15 protein-coding genes are annotated in these 17,167 nt (G+C 46.3%); 2 read left to right on the top strand and 13 right to left on the bottom strand.

Going from position 1 to position 17,167, the window contains the following annotated elements; translation table 11 throughout:
• Window positions 1-3: 3 nt before the first annotated feature.
• The 5 genes from ACX9NY_RS14790 to leuB all read right to left on the bottom strand — a co-directional run bounded on the left by ACX9NY_RS14790 (window position 4) and on the right by leuB (window position 5,323).
• A complete protein-coding gene (locus ACX9NY_RS14790; protein WP_339240823.1) occupies window positions 4-969 on the bottom strand; it encodes an AAA family ATPase in 966 nt (321 codons plus the stop codon).
• 121 nt (window positions 970-1,090) lie between these two features.
• The gene (locus ACX9NY_RS14795; RefSeq protein ID WP_472479104.1) at window positions 1,091-2,197 is read right to left on the bottom strand and encodes an ATP-binding protein; all 1,107 of its coding nucleotides are present in this window, start codon (window positions 2,195-2,197) and stop codon (window positions 1,091-1,093) included.
• Window positions 2,198-2,645: 448 nt separating this feature from the next.
• Window positions 2,646-3,062 carry a hypothetical protein gene (locus ACX9NY_RS14800; RefSeq protein WP_017689649.1) on the bottom strand — a complete coding sequence of 139 codons (417 nt, stop codon included), beginning with the start codon at window positions 3,060-3,062 and terminating at the stop codon, window positions 2,646-2,648.
• Between the two features lie 357 nt (window positions 3,063-3,419).
• Complete coding sequence (locus ACX9NY_RS14805; RefSeq protein ID WP_091032840.1) at window positions 3,420-3,959, bottom strand: peroxiredoxin; 540 nt, start codon at window positions 3,957-3,959, stop codon at window positions 3,420-3,422.
• A gap of 278 nt (window positions 3,960-4,237) precedes the next feature.
• Window positions 4,238-5,323: a 3-isopropylmalate dehydrogenase gene (gene leuB, locus ACX9NY_RS14810; RefSeq protein ID WP_339240821.1), complete on the bottom strand. Its 1,086-nt coding sequence runs from the start codon at window positions 5,321-5,323 to the stop codon at window positions 4,238-4,240.
• 234 nt (window positions 5,324-5,557) lie between these two features.
• Here leuB and ACX9NY_RS14815 point away from each other — a divergent pair, with 234 nt between their 5' ends.
• Window positions 5,558-6,538, top strand: coding sequence for an aldo/keto reductase (locus tag ACX9NY_RS14815; RefSeq protein WP_339240818.1), 981 nt, complete (start codon window positions 5,558-5,560; stop codon window positions 6,536-6,538).
• 225 nt (window positions 6,539-6,763) lie between these two features.
• Here ACX9NY_RS14815 and ACX9NY_RS14820 read toward each other — a convergent pair whose 3' ends face one another.
• From ACX9NY_RS14820 to ilvB, 4 genes are all read right to left on the bottom strand, one after another.
• Window positions 6,764-8,305: a 2-isopropylmalate synthase gene (locus ACX9NY_RS14820; protein ID WP_339303278.1), complete on the bottom strand. Its 1,542-nt coding sequence runs from the start codon at window positions 8,303-8,305 to the stop codon at window positions 6,764-6,766.
• Between the two features lie 139 nt (window positions 8,306-8,444).
• On the bottom strand, window positions 8,445-9,437 hold the full coding sequence (gene ilvC / locus ACX9NY_RS14825; protein WP_192134654.1) for a ketol-acid reductoisomerase: 993 nt from the start codon (window positions 9,435-9,437) through the stop codon (window positions 8,445-8,447).
• A gap of 261 nt (window positions 9,438-9,698) precedes the next feature.
• Entirely contained in the window at window positions 9,699-10,181 is a 483-nt protein-coding gene (gene ilvN, locus ACX9NY_RS14830; protein WP_339240815.1) for an acetolactate synthase small subunit, read from the bottom strand.
• Window positions 10,178-11,929 carry a biosynthetic-type acetolactate synthase large subunit gene (gene ilvB, locus ACX9NY_RS14835; RefSeq protein WP_339240813.1) on the bottom strand — a complete coding sequence of 584 codons (1,752 nt, stop codon included), beginning with the start codon at window positions 11,927-11,929 and terminating at the stop codon, window positions 10,178-10,180. The genes ilvN and ilvB overlap by 4 nt, the downstream gene beginning before the upstream one ends.
• A 603-nt stretch (window positions 11,930-12,532) precedes the next feature.
• Between ilvB and ACX9NY_RS14840 the strand changes: the two genes are divergently transcribed.
• Window positions 12,533-12,976 (top strand): GNAT family N-acetyltransferase, encoded by a 444-nt coding sequence (locus tag ACX9NY_RS14840; protein WP_445252650.1) that lies wholly within the window; start codon window positions 12,533-12,535, stop codon window positions 12,974-12,976.
• A gap of 6 nt (window positions 12,977-12,982) precedes the next feature.
• Here ACX9NY_RS14840 and ACX9NY_RS14845 read toward each other — a convergent pair whose 3' ends face one another.
• The 4 genes from ACX9NY_RS14845 to ACX9NY_RS14860 form a co-directional block, all read right to left on the bottom strand.
• On the bottom strand, window positions 12,983-13,372 hold the full coding sequence (locus tag ACX9NY_RS14845; RefSeq protein WP_339260004.1) for a hypothetical protein: 390 nt from the start codon (window positions 13,370-13,372) through the stop codon (window positions 12,983-12,985).
• Window positions 13,373-13,588: 216 nt separating this feature from the next.
• Window positions 13,589-14,551: an ABC transporter permease gene (locus ACX9NY_RS14850; protein WP_339240807.1), complete on the bottom strand. Its 963-nt coding sequence runs from the start codon at window positions 14,549-14,551 to the stop codon at window positions 13,589-13,591.
• Window positions 14,552-15,631, bottom strand: a complete 1,080-nt coding sequence (locus ACX9NY_RS14855) for an ABC transporter permease (RefSeq protein ID WP_339240805.1) — start codon at window positions 15,629-15,631, stop codon at window positions 14,552-14,554. It abuts the gene before it with no gap.
• Window positions 15,624-17,162 (bottom strand): ABC transporter ATP-binding protein, encoded by a 1,539-nt coding sequence (locus ACX9NY_RS14860; protein WP_192134643.1) that lies wholly within the window; start codon window positions 17,160-17,162, stop codon window positions 15,624-15,626. The genes ACX9NY_RS14855 and ACX9NY_RS14860 overlap by 8 nt, the downstream gene beginning before the upstream one ends.
• Window positions 17,163-17,167 lie beyond the last annotated feature (5 nt).

The raw sequence follows: 17,167 nt of genomic DNA on the forward strand, positions 1-17,167 counted from the left end.
AGATTAACGCCCGCTTGTAGCGAGATTCTCCGTAGGCACTTCTGTCTGATTCAGAAGTTCCTGGATGATACGCTCCGCCAAGCCTTCTTGTTGTCTGATCCGGTTACGAAATACAAGCCGGTGGGCCAGCACAGGTACCGCCAGAACCTTAATATCATCAGGCAAAACAAAGTCTCTGCCATGCAGTGCAGCCCATGCCTGACTTGCCTTAAGTAATGCCTGAGCCCCGCGTGGACTTACGCCAAGTGAGAGCTCGGGATGTTGCCTTGTCGCTTCCGTTAACTGAATGATATATCGTAGCAAATCTTCGTTGATTTGCACGGTTTTATACGTATCCTGCGCCTTCAAAAGTTCTTCACGACTGATCACTGCCGTGAGATCATCAACAGAGCGTCTGGCTACCGTACGTCTCAAGATTTCTACACTCTCTTCACTGCTTGGATAACCCATGCGAATTTTCATCATAAAACGATCCATCTGAGCCTCAGGTAGCGGAAAAGTTCCCTGATTATCTACGGGGTTCTGGGTGGCGATAACGATAAATGGCCGTTCCAGCTGTCTCGTTGAGCCGTCGATACTGATCTGGCGCTCTTCCATGCACTCCAGCAAGCTTGATTGCGTACGTGGTGTAGCCCGGTTAATTTCATCGGCTAGTACAAGATTGGCAAACAAGGGCCCCGGTCTGAATTCAAAATCACCTTCTTTTTGATTAAAAAAGTGAATTCCTGTTAAGTCAGAGGGCAGCAAGTCTGGTGTAAACTGTATCCGTTGGAAGGTGCAGTCCAATGAAGAGGCCACCGATTTGGCGAGCATCGTTTTCCCGGTACCCGGTACATCCTCCAGCAGTACATGTCCTGACGCTATAATCGCGGTCATCACCAGCTCTATGGTATGCTCTTTTCCCACAATTACTTTTCCCACGTGATCCATCAATTGTTGATTCATTCGTTCCATTCCTTGGATTTCCATCTGCATCTCATCCTTCCGTTATGGAGCTTATGTATTCGCATTCATTACTAACTATAACCCTAATTGGCAACATAAAACAAAGGAGTCGGCAGATGGCCGACTCCTTGACTCCCCGCACTTCTCAAAATACCAAAGGCAACATAATCATAAACCGCGTACCCTCGCCTTTTTTGCTATCCACAGAGATGGTACCTCCATGGTTCTTGATGATTCGGTAACTTACTGACAGTCCAAGTCCCGTTCCGCTCTCCTTGGTCGTGAAGAATGGATCAAACAGACGTACAAGCGTATTATGGTCCATCCCATGACCGTTATCCGCGATGGAGATCTGCACGAACTTGTTTTCCGTGGTAGTAGATATTCGAATTAGACCGGTATGTTCCTCACCGACTTCCTCGATCGCATCCATTGCATTTTTCACCATATTCAAAATAACCTGCTTAATCTGTTTGACATCAATGGACACATTCAGCGGGGCATCCCCTTCATCCAGGACGATCTCGCATCCCTTCATCAAACCTTCGCTTTCTGTCAGCAGGACCACCTCTTTGAGTAAAGAGTCGACAGACATCACGGTCTTCTGTGGAGCCGATGGTTTGGAAGAATTCAAAAATTCGTAGATGATGTCGTTCGCCCGATCAATCTCCGTCAGTATGATTCGCGCGTACTCGTCTTTGCCGAGCTGCAGCAAATGGGGCCTGAGCAGTTGGATGAACCCACGGATTGCAGTCAACGGATTACGAATTTCATGAGCAATAGATGCTGAAATCCGCCCCAGCATCGCAAGTTTGTCATTTTGATAAGCGGTCTGTTCGATTTGTTTATAATCAGATACATCTTTGACGCTGAACAAAAAGTCGCCATCCATCTGATCACCGTACGTTACAGTAACCAGCCAATGCCTGCCGTATTCATCGATCAACTCATGATAGCGCTTACGATGAAAAATGGTTTCCCGATAAATACGTAAAATTTTCTTTTTCTTGAATCGGCTCATCTGCGGATGATGCAGCATTTGCATCAGGGTGCAGCCGCTCAACAGACTTCTCGGAAGTTCCAACAACTTTGCCATCTGAACGTTAATAAACGTCAATACACCGTGACTGTCAAACAACATAATACCGCTATCCAGATGTTCCAGTACATTCTCGTACTTGTTGTTATCCAGATGCACAGGCGGGAATCCATCCGTTGGTTGAGGCACTGTATCCTGAAATTCACTAATCATGTCAGGTTCCTCCTTTTCACGTAAATGATAAACTTGCCATTCGGACATCATATCATCACAGAAACAGGAAGGGCCGATTTTATTTTTCATTACCGGTGCCCTTTCGTTGGGGGGCTGAGCCGAAAATATGGATGGCATGTCCGGAACTCAAGCTGGTCTATTCCCGGTAACCAACACTCGATCCGGAAAATCATATACGTTTGTTCCATTCCGACCTTCTCCTATTCCCAAACACGAACATTTTTTGCTCCGCCTCTTTTGCAAGTCTGCTTTTATCATAGACAAGTTTATAGAAGAGAGTCAATCGGAGAAAGTGTCGAATGGAAATTATTTTAAAAAAAACCTCGAATTAGTTCCAGAACAACAGCACAAAAACGAAGCCGTTTCACCCCTTAGGCAAATCAGCTTCGTTTTTAATATCTTTAATTTGTGATATATCCAAATTCATCTATAGTCCGGTCTTATTATGCTGAATTTTCAGTCTGCGCTGACTCATCACAGCTAATCGACGTTTAAGTTCACTTTCCCACTTCTCGTCTTTGGTTTCTTTGGCGAGCCTGAGCAAATCCAGAGCCATATCAATCTGGCGCTGCACAATGACCATGGCATCCTCGCTCTCACGGTTTACACAGTTTTCGAAAATGGCATCCTCATCTTCTGTAACATAATCTTGAAAGTCGATCTCGGATGCACCGTCTCCATGCGCATATTCGGCGAGAATTTCATATTCGTTTTCCACTTTATAATGCACCTCAACCCGATGACACACCGGGCAAAACAGCAGGGGAACATTATGAACCTGGGTGCGGTAATGCTTCAGCGTGCCCTTCGTTCCAACCATACTTGCCCCACAACAGTAACTCATTTTTGTTCACCCTCCTTATTACGTGCCGGGACTTTTTTTGTTAAAATGCATCCCGTACACTTCCAGCACTTCCGAAAAGGAATAGTTCCATCAGTGTATCACATTCATGTACAGATTATAAATGCAGAGCACCGGAATATTTACCGGGTTTCCATACCCTATTCGCCTTACTGGCCATCAATTCCTCTTTCAACAAATAAAAAGAAGACTTTCTTCTAATATATTATTAACACGCTTAGCTGCTTGTTCAAACACTTTTGATTAACTTCGTGATAACTTCTGGCAAAAGGGTGCAAAAAGCCCTCAATCCCTAACGGGATGAGGGCTTGAACAAAAACCGTTCAAGTTAACCTGGCCTTACAGGTTGTTGTCGCCTGGTTTCCAGTTCATTGCACACAATCCGCCGGATTGCAGTGCTTGCAGTACGCGAAGTGTTTCTTCAACACTACGGCCTACATCGTTGTGGTTAACCACTTGATATTTCAATTCGCCTTCTGGATCGATGATAAACAGGCCGCGCAATGCTACGCCTTCTTCTTCGATCAGAACGCCGTAATCTTTAGCCACTTGCTTCGTGATGTCGGAAGCCAGCGGGAAGTTCAACTGACCCAGACCATTGCTATCTACAGGTGTGTTGATCCATGCTTTATGGCTGTGTACGGAGTCTACGCTCACGCCAAGGATTTCAGTATCCAAAGCTTTGAATTGCTCAGAAGCAACGCTCAAAGCTGTAATTTCAGTTGGGCACACAAATGTGAAGTCCAAAGGATAAAAGAAGAATACAAGCCATTTGCCACGATAATCGGACAGTTTAACGGAACCAAAATCTTGTCCATCTCCCGATACTGTTTCCATTGCGAAATCCGGTGCTGGTCTACCAACCAAACGTTCTGCCATAACTAAAAATTCCTCCTTTGGGATTATGTAAGCATCCATATGGATTGCTCATCATCAAGAAAAACGCGAACGCCTTTCCTGTAATTAAAATGATTTGATACTTGATAACAAGTACAAGTAAAATGTTATCATCCGGACTTCCCAAAGTCAAGATTATAACCATTATTTTTTTATAATAATTATAAATAAGGATTTTTCGTGCCAAAAATCATAAAGGAACAGCCCTCTGTACATTCCATAACTGGAAACAAAGGGCTGCCATGTTCTTGATAATATAATTACGCCTGTTTCTGAATAGCCGCTACAATCAAATCGCCCATTTCGGTCGTGCTGATCGCTGTGCTCTTGTCTACAGCAATATCACTCGTGCGGTGTCCTGCATTCAATACATTCGACACAGCTGCTTCAATGGCATCCGCACCTTCTGCATAACCAAAGGTTGTGCGGAACATCAACGCCAAAGAGAGAATGGTTGCAATCGGATTAGCGAGGCCTTGACCTGCGATATCCGGTGCAGAACCGTGTACCGGCTCATAGAGTCCGAAGCTGCCTTCTCCCAGTGATGCAGATGCAAGCATACCGATGGAACCCGTCAGCATCGCTGCTTCATCACTCAAGATATCTCCGAACATGTTTTCCGTTACAATAACATCGAAGCTGGCTGGGCGACGAAGCAATTGCATCGCACAGTTGTCTACCAACACATGCTCCAGTTCAACATCCGGATAATCCGGTGCTACCCGATTCACAACTTCACGCCAGAGACGGGAAGTTTCCAATACGTTGGCTTTGTCTACAGAAGCCAGCTTCTTGCGACGTCCTTGCGCAATTTCGAATGCCTGACGAACGATTCGCTCCACTTCTGTTACATTATATGCACAAGTATCTACGGCCTCTTCACCCTGTGCACTTTCACGTCTGAACTTCTCACCGAAGTAGATACCACCTGTCAATTCACGTACCACCATCAGATCTGTACCTTCAAGTACTTCCGGCTTCAACGTTGAGGCATCCTTCAAGCAATCAAATACGACAGCCGGACGCAGGTTGGAGAACAATCCGAGTGCTTTGCGAATACCCAGCAGGCCTGTTTCCGGGCGAAGCTCCTTGCTGTTGTTATCCCATTTTGGACCGCCAACCGCTCCAAGCAGGACTGCATCTGCACTTTTACACACGCTCAGTGTTTCTTCTGGAAGAGGTGTACCCTTCTCATCAATCGCGATTCCACCAAACAGGGCATGCTCTGTCTCAAAACGATAACCGAATACTTCCTCCGTACGTTTAAGAACTTTCTCAGCCTCAGCTACGACTTCAGGGCCGATTCCGTCACCTGCAATAACTGCAATTTTTTTCACGTCTGCCATTGGGTTGTCCACTCCTTATATTTCATTCATTAATTATTCATAAAGTAACGTCTCATATTAACTCTCTCTTTTGTATCATATTCCAAGGTCATTTGACCAAGATATACAATCTATGACTTTAATAGATTTTACCTATAAGCCGATAGAGATTAACTTTCACAAGTTGTTCCTGACCCTCCCGGTAGGGTAAAATATAGCTGAATTCAAATCAGGTACGCAGGAGGGATAAGCAACATGCAATATTCGTATTTGGGTAAATCAGGCCTCAAGGTCAGTCGAATCTGTCTCGGTACCATGAATTTCGGGCCTGCTACAGATGAAAAAGAAGCTTTCCGCATTATGGACGCAGCACTCGATGCAGGGGTGAACTTTTTTGATACCGCTAACATCTACGGGTGGGGTGAAAATTCTGGGCTTACCGAAGAAATTATCGGACGCTGGTTCAATCAGGGCGGTGGCAGACGTGAAAAAGTAGTTTTGGCCACCAAAGTCTATGGCTCCATGCATGATGATACAGATGGCCCCAACAACGAAGCTGGCCTCTCTGCCTATAAAATCAGACGGCATCTGGAGGGTTCCCTCCGCCGCTTGCAGACCGATCATATCGAACTGTATCAGATGCACCATGTTGACCCAGCTGTATCATGGAATGAACTGTGGGGTGCATTTGAGAATGCCGTTCATCAAGGTAAAATCGGTTATGTAGGGTCAAGCAACTTTGCTGCATGGCAGATTGCAATCGCTCAAAGCGAAGCCAACAACCGCCATTTCCTTGGCCTTGTTTCCGAACAGCATAAATACAGCCTCAACTGTCGTTTGCCTGAGTTGGAAGTACTGCCTGCTGCCAAAGAACTGGGCCTCGGCGTCATTCCATGGAGTCCGCTTGATGGTGGGTTACTGGGACGTAATGCTCTGCAGAAGCTGGAAGGAACACGCAGTGGCGGCATCGCGGGACGAATTGAGCAACAACAGACTCAGCTTGAAGACTTCGCAGCGCTCTGTCGTGATCTCGGTGAACCACAGGATACGGTAGCTTTGGCATGGGTTGCAGCCAATCCCGCAGTAACCGCTCCAATTATTGGACCGCGTACACTGGAGCAGTTTGAGACCGCACTCAAATGTCTGGATGTAACTTTGGATGAAGCCGTGCTCAAACGTCTGGATGAGATTTTCCCAGGTCCAGGTGGACATGCACCTAATGCATACGCGTGGTAATAACTTGATAGCGTATGGTAATGCACGAGGTCACCGTAGAAACTACACTGTGTGGACCTGCCCTAATTATATATATTAAAAGCAAAAGAGTCTGACCCTCCATAGGAGAGTCAGACTCTTTACGTACCTCACTGAACGGAACATAGCAGGCCGAACGATCTTCTATATCCATTCGAAATGAGATACATCTTCCTGTCAGCGTACATTGCTGCACCGGAACGGAGCCTACAGGTTCACATTTACACGATTTGTGTATGTCTTGCGTTTCTCAATTAATTGATTCAGACCGTCTACATAGGCACGTGCACTTGCACCCAATATATCTGTGCTTACACCACGTCCTTGTACGGAAACCTGATTTTGAGTCAGCACAACATGTACTTCACCCAATGCATCCTTGCCATGTGTTACCGATTTGATCGAATAGTCAGACAACGTTACGTCTTCCCCACTTACTTGGTCAATCGCATTGTAGATCGCATCTACCGATCCATTACCCTCCGCCTGCTTCTCAACCGTATCCCCGTCAAGCGTTGCAATCCGGACTTTGGCTGTTGGTACCGATTCATCTCCGTACGTAACAAAGATCGATTCCAGTTTATACACCTCGGGTGCATCCTGCAATTTCTCTTCAATTACGGCAAGCAGATCTTCGTCAGTAACTTCTTTTTTCTTATCAGCCAGCTCTTTGAACTGGGCAAATGCCCGATTCAATGCTTCTTCTTCCAACTCATAGCCAAGATCGATCAACCGCTCACGGAAGGCATGACGACCGGAATGTTTACCCAGTACAAGCTTGCTTTCCTTCAAACCGATGGACTCTGGCGTCATAATTTCGTACGTTGTTTTTTCCTTCAGCATGCCGTCCTGGTGAATGCCGGATTCATGTGCAAAGGCATTCGCCCCAACAATGGCTTTGTTTCCTGGCACAACCATACCTGTTAAACGGCTAACCAAACGACTGGTCCGTGCAATTTCAGATAACTGCAACGAGGTTTTCGCCTGGAAAAATTCCTGACGTGTCTCCAGCGCCATAGCAATTTCCTCGATCGCCGTGTTACCTGCACGTTCACCAATGCCATTGATCGTACCTTCGATCTGATCGGCCCCGTTGAGGATGGCTGCTAGTGTATTGGCCGTCGCCATACCCAGGTCATTATGACAGTGGGCACTCAGCTGTACCTTTTCAATCCCGTGCACATTCTCCTTGAGATGTTTGAAAATGTTTCCGTATTCATATGGACTGAGGTAACCCACCGTGTCCGGAATATTCACTACGGCTGCGCCTTCTTCAACAGCCATATTCACCATTTCCACGAGGAAATCATATTCAGTACGACCTGCATCCTCAAGTGAGAACTCGATCTTCGAAAATGTTTTCTTCGCATAACGAATCGCGGAACGAGCTGTATCCAGTACCTGCCCTTTGTCCATACGCAATTTATGTTGGCGGTGAATAGGTGAAGTTGCCAGAAAAACGTGAATACATGGGTCCTGTGCACCTTTAAGTGCTTCCTTAACCGCATCAATGTCTTGCTCTCTGGAACGGGACAAGCCAATTACGGTAACATTTTTAACCGCTTTTGCTACTGCATTGACAGCTGCCAGGTCGCCTGGAGATGCCGCCGGGAAACCAGCTTCCATCCGGTCAATGCCAAGCCGCTCGAGCTGATGGGCAATTTCCACCTTTTCACGAGTGTTCAGATTGACTCCCGGGGATTGCTCTCCATCACGCAGCGTTGTGTCAAATACATAGATTTTACGCACGCTTCGCACCTCCTGTACTTGTATTATAATGTTTCTCTGAACCAGCAATAGCGGCACACGCATAAGCACGGCCGCTATTCCCAGTTAAAGCTTTAAGTTTACTTGAATACCTTAAAGTGCATATTCTAAAAGTTAATGCTTACTTCTTGATCCAGTGCATCATCTCACGCAATTGTCCGCCAACCACTTCGATTGGATGTTCAGCTTCGTTACGACGAGTTGCTGTCAAGAATGCACGACCGGATTGGTTCTCCAGAATGAAGTCACGTGCGAATTTACCTTGTTGGATATCCGTCAGTACTTCTTTCATTGCTTTCTTCGTATCTTCCGTTACAACGCGAGGTCCAGTTACATAGTCACCGTACTCAGCTGTGTTACTGATGGAATCACGCATACTTGCAAGTCCGCCTTCATACATCATGTCAACGATCAGCTTCAGTTCGTGCAGACATTCGAAGTATGCCATTTCAGGAGCGTAACCCGCTTCTGTCAAAGTTTCGAATCCCGCTTTTACCAATGCACTTACACCACCACACAGAACAGCTTGCTCACCGAACAAATCAGTTTCTGTTTCTTCACGGAAGGAAGTTTCGATAACCCCTGCGCGTGTACAACCGATACCTTTAGCATAAGCCAAACCGATTTCTTTAGCTTTACCCGTTGCATCTTGCTCGATCGCGATCAAGCCCGGTACACCAAAACCTTCCACGTAAGTACGACGTACCATGTGACCAGGGGACTTAGGAGCTACCAGCAATACATCACTGTTTTTTGGAGCAACGATTTGACCGAAATGAACGTTGAAACCGTGGGAGAAGAGCAATGCAGCGCCTTCTTTGAGGTTTGGTTCGATTTCGTTTTTGTATACAGACGCTTGAGTTTCGTCAGGAAGCAAGATTTGAACTACATCTGCGCGGCTTGTTGCTTCAGCCGGGGACAGAACTTCAAATCCGTCATTTTTTGCGGAGTCAAAGGATTTACCTTCACGAAGTCCGATGACCACGTTCAATCCGCTATCACGAAGGTTTTGGGCTTGGGCGTGGCCCTGGCTACCATAACCGATTACCGCAATCGTTTTTCCTTTCAATACGTTAAGCTCTGCATCCTGTTCATAATAAGTAGTTACTGGCATGTTTATAAGTCCTCCTTTTATTGTAAAGAACCCTTCATTAATGAGCGGGTGTCTCAAGGGACCGACTCGCTTGAAGTGTCCAAAGCGTCTCAGGTCTGATCGATCCGTTCAGACACCCGCCCATTAATGCGGGAATGTATCTATCTTTTCAAGCGTTACATCACTAAAATGTTATATTGCAACTAGTAAGGGACTGACACTTTCACATAAGATCAACTATATATGTTAGCTCACCGTCGTCCCTTTTCATTCATTATAGCCTTATGCGTTGCCGCGTACCAATGCAGTTATGCCTGTACGGGACAATTCGCGAATGCCGTATGGCTTGAGCAACTCAATCATTGCATCAATTTTGTCCGTATCTCCAACCACCTGAACAATCAGGCTGCCTGGACCAACATCTACAACGGATGCGCGGAATGTTTCAACCACACCCAGAATCTCAGGACGCTCGGAAGGCTCTGCTTTAACTTTGATCAGGGCAAGTTCACGGGCTACCATCGGTTTCAGGCTGAAATCAACCACTTTGATCACATCGATGATTTTGTACAATTGTTTCTCAATCTGCTCCAGCGTTTTATCGTCACCAATGGTGACAATAACCATCCGGGAGAGTCCGGGTTCTTCTGATTGACCCACTGTAATACTCTCAATGTTAAATCCGCGTCGACCGAACAACCCCGATACCCGCTGAAGGACGCCTGGCTGATCGTTAACCAATATTGAAATCGTATGTCTAATCATTCCTCAGCATCCCCCATCAGCATTTGATCAATTGTTGCTCCCTGCGGAACCATCGGATACACATTTTCATCCTTGCGTACCACGAATTCTACAACGACTGGGCCTGGTGTATCCAAAGCTTCCTGCCAAGCACGTGCCGCTTCTTCTTTATTCGTTGCACGCAATCCTTTTACGCCATATGCTTCAGCCAGTTTTACAAAATCCGGACTTCCTGCCAGATCAATATGGCTGTAGCGGTTCTCATAGATGATCTCCTGCCATTGGCGGACCATTCCGAGCACCTGATTGTTAATGATTACAATTTTAACCGGTATATTGTTAATGGCACAGATCGCGAGTTCTTGGGAACACATCTGCATTCCGCCATCACCGTTAATCGAGATTACGAGTCTGTCCGGATTGGCCATCTGAGCACCAATGGCAGAAGGGAATCCAAAGCCCATCGTTCCGAGACCACCTGAAGTTACCCATGAACGCGGTTGATTAAATTTGTAATATTGTGCTGCCCACATCTGATGTTGTCCCACATCCGTAGTTACAATCGCTTCACCTTTGGTTGTATCATTCAGCATTTCAACAACCCACTGGGGTTTCAGCACTTCGTCTGAATCCGTATAGCTGTAAGGTTTCTCTTGCTTCCACTGTTTGATCTGGTCTCTCCATGCATCTGCACGCTCGGCACGTCCAACTTCTTTGTTAGCTATTTCCAGTACAGTCTTCACATCACCCACGATTGGAATATCAGTTGCAATGTTTTTACCAATCTCCGCCGGATCGATATCGATATGAACGATCTTGGCATGTGGAGCGAATCCATCCAGCTTGCCTGTTACCCGGTCATCGAATCGAGCACCGATATTAATCAGCAGATCCGCTTTTTGAATAGCCTGATTGGAAGTGTACGTTCCGTGCATACCTGGCATACCCGTCCATAATTCATGACCGCTTGGGAATGCACCCAGACCAAGGAGAGTGGTTGTAATTGGAATGCCTGTCTTCTCAACAAACTCGAACAGTTCTTCATGTCCACCCGAGTACACCACACCGCCACCAGCCAGAATCATTGGACGTTCTGCTTCCTGAATGGCTTGGGCCAAACGGTCAACCTGCAGTTTGTTTGGTACTGTCCGTGGATTGTACCCTCTCAATATAACAGGTTCAGTTGTCGGTTCAAACAATGTTTTGTTCGCTGATACATCTTTCGGGATGTCGATCAGGACAGGACCTTTACGACCGGTATTGGCAATATGGAATGCCTCATGAATTACACTGGACAGATCTTTTACATCTTTCACCAGGTAACTGTGTTTGGTGATTGGCATTGTAATCCCGGTAATGTCCGCTTCCTGGAAAGCATCTGACCCGATCAGGCTCGAAATAACATTCCCCGTAATGACTACGAGTGGTACTGAATCCATATATGCTGTTGCAATACCCGTAACCAGATTCGTTGCTCCTGGTCCGGATGTAGCGATGCAGACACCAACTTTGCCGCTTGCACGTGCATATCCGTCAGCTGCATGTATTGCTCCTTGTTCGTGACGAGTGAGAACGTGTTTGAAATCCTCGAAACCATACATCGCATCGTAAATGTACAACACTGCGCCGCCCGGGTAACCAAATACGCACTCAACACCTTCAAGTAACAAGCTTCTCAGCAGAATTTCGGATCCGCTAATGACCTCCGGCTTCATCCATTTTTCACGTAATTCATCTGTTGACCGTACTTCTGGAATTTGAGCTCCCATCAGTCATCCTCCTCTCGAAATTTACACCATTCTGACATTTAAAGTTACAAAAAAAACCTTCCATCCCTGCAAACAAGTTCATGCTTGCGAGGGACGAAAGGTTATCGCTTCCGTGGTACCACCCAACTTTGCCCGAAATTTCGCAATAACGGACCTTACCAGGTACAACAAAACGAATAGCTCAAACGAACATAGTCGTTTCCCATACCTGTTGTCTGTAACGCAGACATACGATTTTCCCTAATACGCGAAAGGAGTGACATCCAGTGCTTTTCAGGAAAACAGCTCCGAGGTGAGCTCGTATATAAGGGATAATGGTGGTGGTTTCAGCAATTCCAGCCACTCTCTGAGCAAAAGAGCCCTTAAAACTTCGTCCTCTTCATAGCCGATGAAATATTCTCGTTAAATGTTAGGAACATTATATGATTCCTCCAACCGATAAGTCAATACCTGTTTTGCATAAAAATTCAGAGAACCTTTCTTCCTCCCTCTTCAACCTTTAAGGTTGCCCTAATCCCAGCGCTTCATTCAGTCACCTTTTATCTTGCTTCGGGCATAGGATATACGAGCAGCGCGACTGGTCCTGAAAGGAGGCTCCGTATGGTGATTCGGCAACGCACATCCAAGCTGGATGATGGCGCCATCATGAAGCTGATTGACACTCAACTTGTGCCTCTCTCTCACATGAGTGAAAAAGAAATTAACAAAATCCGCAAAGAAATACCCCTGCGAATGAACAGGGGCATGACCTTTGTTGTCTCGCCAGAGCCAGATAAAGCTGCTGTGGCATTCATCCATTTTCTCATGCATGGGGAACTGCTCTATGTCGATATGATGGCTGTTAGCCTGAAAGAACAACGCAAACGTTACGGCCAAACTTTGCTGCTCAAAGCAGAGAGCTTTGCGGCATCCCGGGGATGTCGAAGATCGAAAGTGATGGTGGATGAAGGCAATACCAAAGGGCTTCAGTTTTATCAAAAAAATGGGTACAGCGCGATTCGATACATCATGATGAGCCGCTGCTACGAATTGGAAAAAACATTATAGAATCCCCTAGAAAAATCCTGGTGGACGTGGTCCTGGTCCATAAGGACCGAAACCAGGCCCTGGGCCAAAACCGCCACCAGGTCCTCCTGGTCCATAACCCGGCCCGTAGCCTGGACCATATCCCTGACCCGGTTTCGGGCCAGGTCCATATCCGGGACCAAAGCCGGGACCAGGTCCATAAGCATAAGGCAGTGTGGCAATAGCGAGCAGATCAAACAGTACCAATGGCAAAATCGCTTTTGTGCGTACTTTTTTGCCATTCAGACGCTTCAGTACCAGTTTGTTGCCGGATACTTTCAACAGCTTTCCCGTAACCCGAGTGCCGTCTTTTTTGATTGCAACAATATTTTTGCCTATTAATTTCATCGCTTCATCACGCGTAACTTGTTGTTTCATACTTTCCCCTCCTCCTCGGATCGTTCAAAACAGTGTATTCGTCCATCACTGAATTCGCCTGTTTCTTTGTCCCTACCTGAAAATATGGGTATCTGCATGAGAACCAAAGTGAACGTGAAAAAGCGGCCTGCCGAAGCTCATAAAAACAAAAAAGGCCCGCACATGGCGGACCTTTCCATCAAACTTTTGGAAAGTAAATCAATATGTTGCACGTCGTTACCTTTTACCCGGATCATATGCTTCACCGAGTGCAGACGGAGCCGAAGAACGTCCAACCGCTGCAACAAGAACGATGATGGTAAGCAGGTATGGCAACATGAAAATAATTTCCTGGGGAATACTTTGTGACCATTCAAACAACTGCACATAGTTACGAATCGCTTGTGAGAATCCAAAGAAGACAGCCGCACCAAACGCACCAATCGGATTCCATTTACCAAAGATCATGGCTGCAATGGCAATATAACCTTGGCCGGAAACCGTATTGTGTGAGAATGTACCCGTTGTCGTCAACGTGATTGCAGCACCACCAATGGCTGCAAGCGCACCACTGATCATAACGCCAACATAGCGATAACGACGTACTTTAACACCAACCGTATCAGCAGCACTTGGATGTTCACCAACTGAACGAAGACGCAGACCAAATGGTGTTTTAAACATAATGTAATACGTCAGGAATACGAAAAGAATGGCCAGATATGTCGTTGGATATACGTTCTTGAAAAAAGCTTCTCCAAGCAACGGAATGTCTTTCAAGAATGGCACATCAAATTTGCTGAAGCCTTGAACCAATGGTGAATCACCAGAACCTTCGAACAACAGCTTAACCAAGTACAACGTACTTCCTGCTGCCAAAAAGTTAATGACAATACCACTGATAATCTGGTCTGCCTTAAATGTGATAGACGCAACGGCATGAATCAACGATACCAGTACGCCCAGTACAATCGCGAGCAAAACCCCCATCCAAGCCGATGTCGTTCCGCCCATACCCGCTTCTTGAGCATAGTGCGCCCCGATTCCAGCCGCAAAGGCACCGAAGACCATAAAACCTTCAAGTCCAAGGTTCGTAACACCTGATTTTTCCGAAAAAATTCCGCCGAGTGAAGCAAAAATCAATGCCGTAGCAAAGACAAGCGTCGTATTGATAATCTGCCCAATTGTCAACAAGTCCATCTACAACACCTTCTCTTTCTTACGCTTCGAATAAAACGGTTTGAGTATCCAGCGCACGATGCCTTGTGCCGCAATGAAGAAGATAATCGAACCGATCACAATCCGAATAATCTCAGGCGGAACATCCGCAGCAAAACTCATACCTGCAGATCCGTACGTGAGGGTACCAAACAACACTGCACCCAACAACACCCCAAACGGATGATTCAAACCAATCAGGGCAACTGCTATTCCGTCAAAACCTGTACCTGGTGAACCCGACATTACAGTCTGGTAATGGAACACACCAAGAACCTGGAATGCACCACCAAGACCGGCAAGCATACCACTGATAAACATTGCTTTTACGATATTCCGGTTAACATGCATACCTGCATATTCAGCCGCATTCGGGTTGTAACCTACCGCGCGAATTTCGAAACCTTGTTTAGTTTTCCACATATAGATATAGAAGAGCACAGCCATCACAAGAGCAATCAATGTCCCCATGTGCACACGGGAGTTACCCATTAGTTCAGATAACCATGTGAGACTGATCGAAGCCGATTCGCTGATATCCACCGAACGATTCTCGCCCTTCAACAACAAGAATTGGCGTACGATAAGGTTCGCCAGATATAGACCAATCCAGTTCAACATGATACTGCTGATAACTTCATTGACCCCACGTGATGCTTTCAGATAACCAGCAATAGCTGCCCACAGACCACCAAACAATGCACCCGCAATCAAAGCCAGTGGCGCATGAAGGTAGATTGGCAAACCTGCAAATTTAACTCCTACAAAGGTTGCAGCAGTCATACCGACGAGAAATTGGCCTTCTCCCCCGATGTTAAACAACCCTGCACGTGATGCAAATGCAAATGCCAGTCCAGTCATAATTAACGGTGTCATTTCCCGTACCGCTTCACCAAAGTTGTACATGTCTCCAAATACCTTGGTGAACAATGCGCCGTAAGCTTCAATTGGATTGTAGCCACCAATCAGCATGACAACCCCACCGAGTATCAGACCCATAATAATGGCGACTACAGGCAAAATAAATGAATCTCGGGTAAACCATTTCAATACGTTATTCATGCGCAGTACCTCTCTTTTGGGTGCTGCCCGCCATCATCAAGCCGAGCTCCCTGTCATTGGTTTCTTCCGGCAGCACCTCGCCAACGATCTGGCCTTCATAGATGACAGCAATTCGGTCAGATACATTGATAATCTCATCCAGTTCAAATGAAATTAGCAGAACAGCCTTGCCTTGATCGCGTTGTGCAATCAGCTGCTTTTGCACGAACTCAATAGCCCCTACGTCCAAGCCACGGGTTGGCTGTGCAGCGATAAGCAATTCAGGATTTTTATCCACCTCACGTGCGATAATGGCCTTCTGCTGGTTTCCTCCAGACAAGGAACGGGCTTTGGTCTCGATGCTTGGTGTACGCACGTCAAATGCCTCCACAAGCCGCTTCGCCTGCTTTTTGATGGCATCGAAGTTAAGGAACCCCTTACGAGTGTATGGTGCCTTATAGTACGATTCCAGAACGATATTTTCGCTCACTGAAAAATCAAGTACAAGTCCGTGTTTATGTCGATCTTCCGGAATGTGGGCTACACCCGACTCCGAGATATGGCGCGGAGAATGATTGGACAGCTCCTTGCCCTCCAAAAGAATTGAACCACTGTCGACTTTACGAAGTCCGGTAAGGGCTTCAATCAGTTCACTTTGACCGTTACCATCCACGCCTGCAATACCAACAATCTCTCCAGCACGTACGTTCAGGTTAAGTTGGTTCAGAACTGCAATACCCTCTTTGTTCTTGGAAGTTAGTTTGCTAACTTCGAGCACATTGGCACCAGGTGTAGCCGGCTTTTTGTCCACTTTGAATGTGACATTCCGCCCCACCATTTTCTCTGCCAGCTCATTCGGGTTCGTTTCAGAAGTTTTGACGGAATCAATGACTTTCCCCCGACGGATAATCGTTACGGTGTCGGAGATTTCCATAATTTCTTTCAATTTGTGCGTAATCAAGATGATTGACTTGCCTTCTGCGACGAGCTTCTTCATGATGATCATCAGTTCTTTGATTTCTTGAGGAGTCAATACGGCTGTAGGCTCGTCAAAAATAAGAATGTCCGCACCACGATACAATGTTTTAACAATCTCCACACGCTGCTGCATTCCGACAGAGATATCATGAATCTTGGCATGAGGATTTACTTTCAGTCCATACTGTTCGGATAGACGCTGAACTTCAGCGGCTGCTTTTTTATAATTAATATTGAGACCCTTCGTTGGTTCAGATCCCAAAATAATGTTCTCTGTTACCGTGAACGGCTGTACAAGCTTAAAGTGCTGATGCACCATGCCGATGCCAAGATCGATCGCTCGGTTAGGGCTGTCGATGATGACAGGCTTGCCATTCACTTCAATGGAACCTTCATCTGGCTGATAGAGACCAAATACAATATTCATCAACGTTGACTTACCAGCGCCGTTTTCGCCCAGTAGCGCATGGATCTCGCCTTTACGAAGCTGAAGGCTGATAGCGTCGTTGGCAACAATGCCTGGGAAACGCTTCGTAATTTGTTTTAACTCAACGACGGGGGTTGCTGCACCCATGTAAT

The sequence above is a fragment of the Paenibacillus sp. CB74 genome, from assembly GCF_055687625.1.

What these genes read in the sequence shown, in the direction of transcription:
- ACX9NY_RS14860 (WP_192134643.1), bottom strand. Translation starts at nt 17,162, where the DNA reads ATGGGTGCAGCAACCCCCGTCGTTGAGTTAAAACAAATTACGAAGCGT.
- ilvN (WP_339240815.1), bottom strand. Translation starts at nt 10,181, where the DNA reads ATGATTAGACATACGATTTCAATATTGGTTAACGATCAGCCAGGCGTC.
- ACX9NY_RS14790 (WP_339240823.1), bottom strand. Translation starts at nt 969, where the DNA reads ATGGAAATCCAAGGAATGGAACGAATGAATCAACAATTGATGGATCAC.
- ACX9NY_RS14845 (WP_339260004.1), bottom strand. Translation starts at nt 13,372, where the DNA reads ATGAAACAACAAGTTACGCGTGATGAAGCGATGAAATTAATAGGCAAA.
- ACX9NY_RS14855 (WP_339240805.1), bottom strand. Translation starts at nt 15,631, where the DNA reads ATGAATAACGTATTGAAATGGTTTACCCGAGATTCATTTATTTTGCCT.
- leuB (WP_339240821.1), bottom strand. Translation starts at nt 5,323, where the DNA reads ATGGCAGACGTGAAAAAAATTGCAGTTATTGCAGGTGACGGAATCGGC.
- ilvC (WP_192134654.1), bottom strand. Translation starts at nt 9,437, where the DNA reads ATGCCAGTAACTACTTATTATGAACAGGATGCAGAGCTTAACGTATTG.
- ACX9NY_RS14815 (WP_339240818.1), top strand. Translation starts at nt 5,558, where the DNA reads ATGCAATATTCGTATTTGGGTAAATCAGGCCTCAAGGTCAGTCGAATC.
- ilvB (WP_339240813.1), bottom strand. Translation starts at nt 11,929, where the DNA reads ATGGGAGCTCAAATTCCAGAAGTACGGTCAACAGATGAATTACGTGAA.
- ACX9NY_RS14800 (WP_017689649.1), bottom strand. Translation starts at nt 3,062, where the DNA reads ATGAGTTACTGTTGTGGGGCAAGTATGGTTGGAACGAAGGGCACGCTG.
- ACX9NY_RS14805 (WP_091032840.1), bottom strand. Translation starts at nt 3,959, where the DNA reads ATGGCAGAACGTTTGGTTGGTAGACCAGCACCGGATTTCGCAATGGAA.
- ACX9NY_RS14795 (WP_472479104.1), bottom strand. Translation starts at nt 2,197, where the DNA reads ATGATTAGTGAATTTCAGGATACAGTGCCTCAACCAACGGATGGATTC.
- ACX9NY_RS14850 (WP_339240807.1), bottom strand. Translation starts at nt 14,551, where the DNA reads ATGGACTTGTTGACAATTGGGCAGATTATCAATACGACGCTTGTCTTT.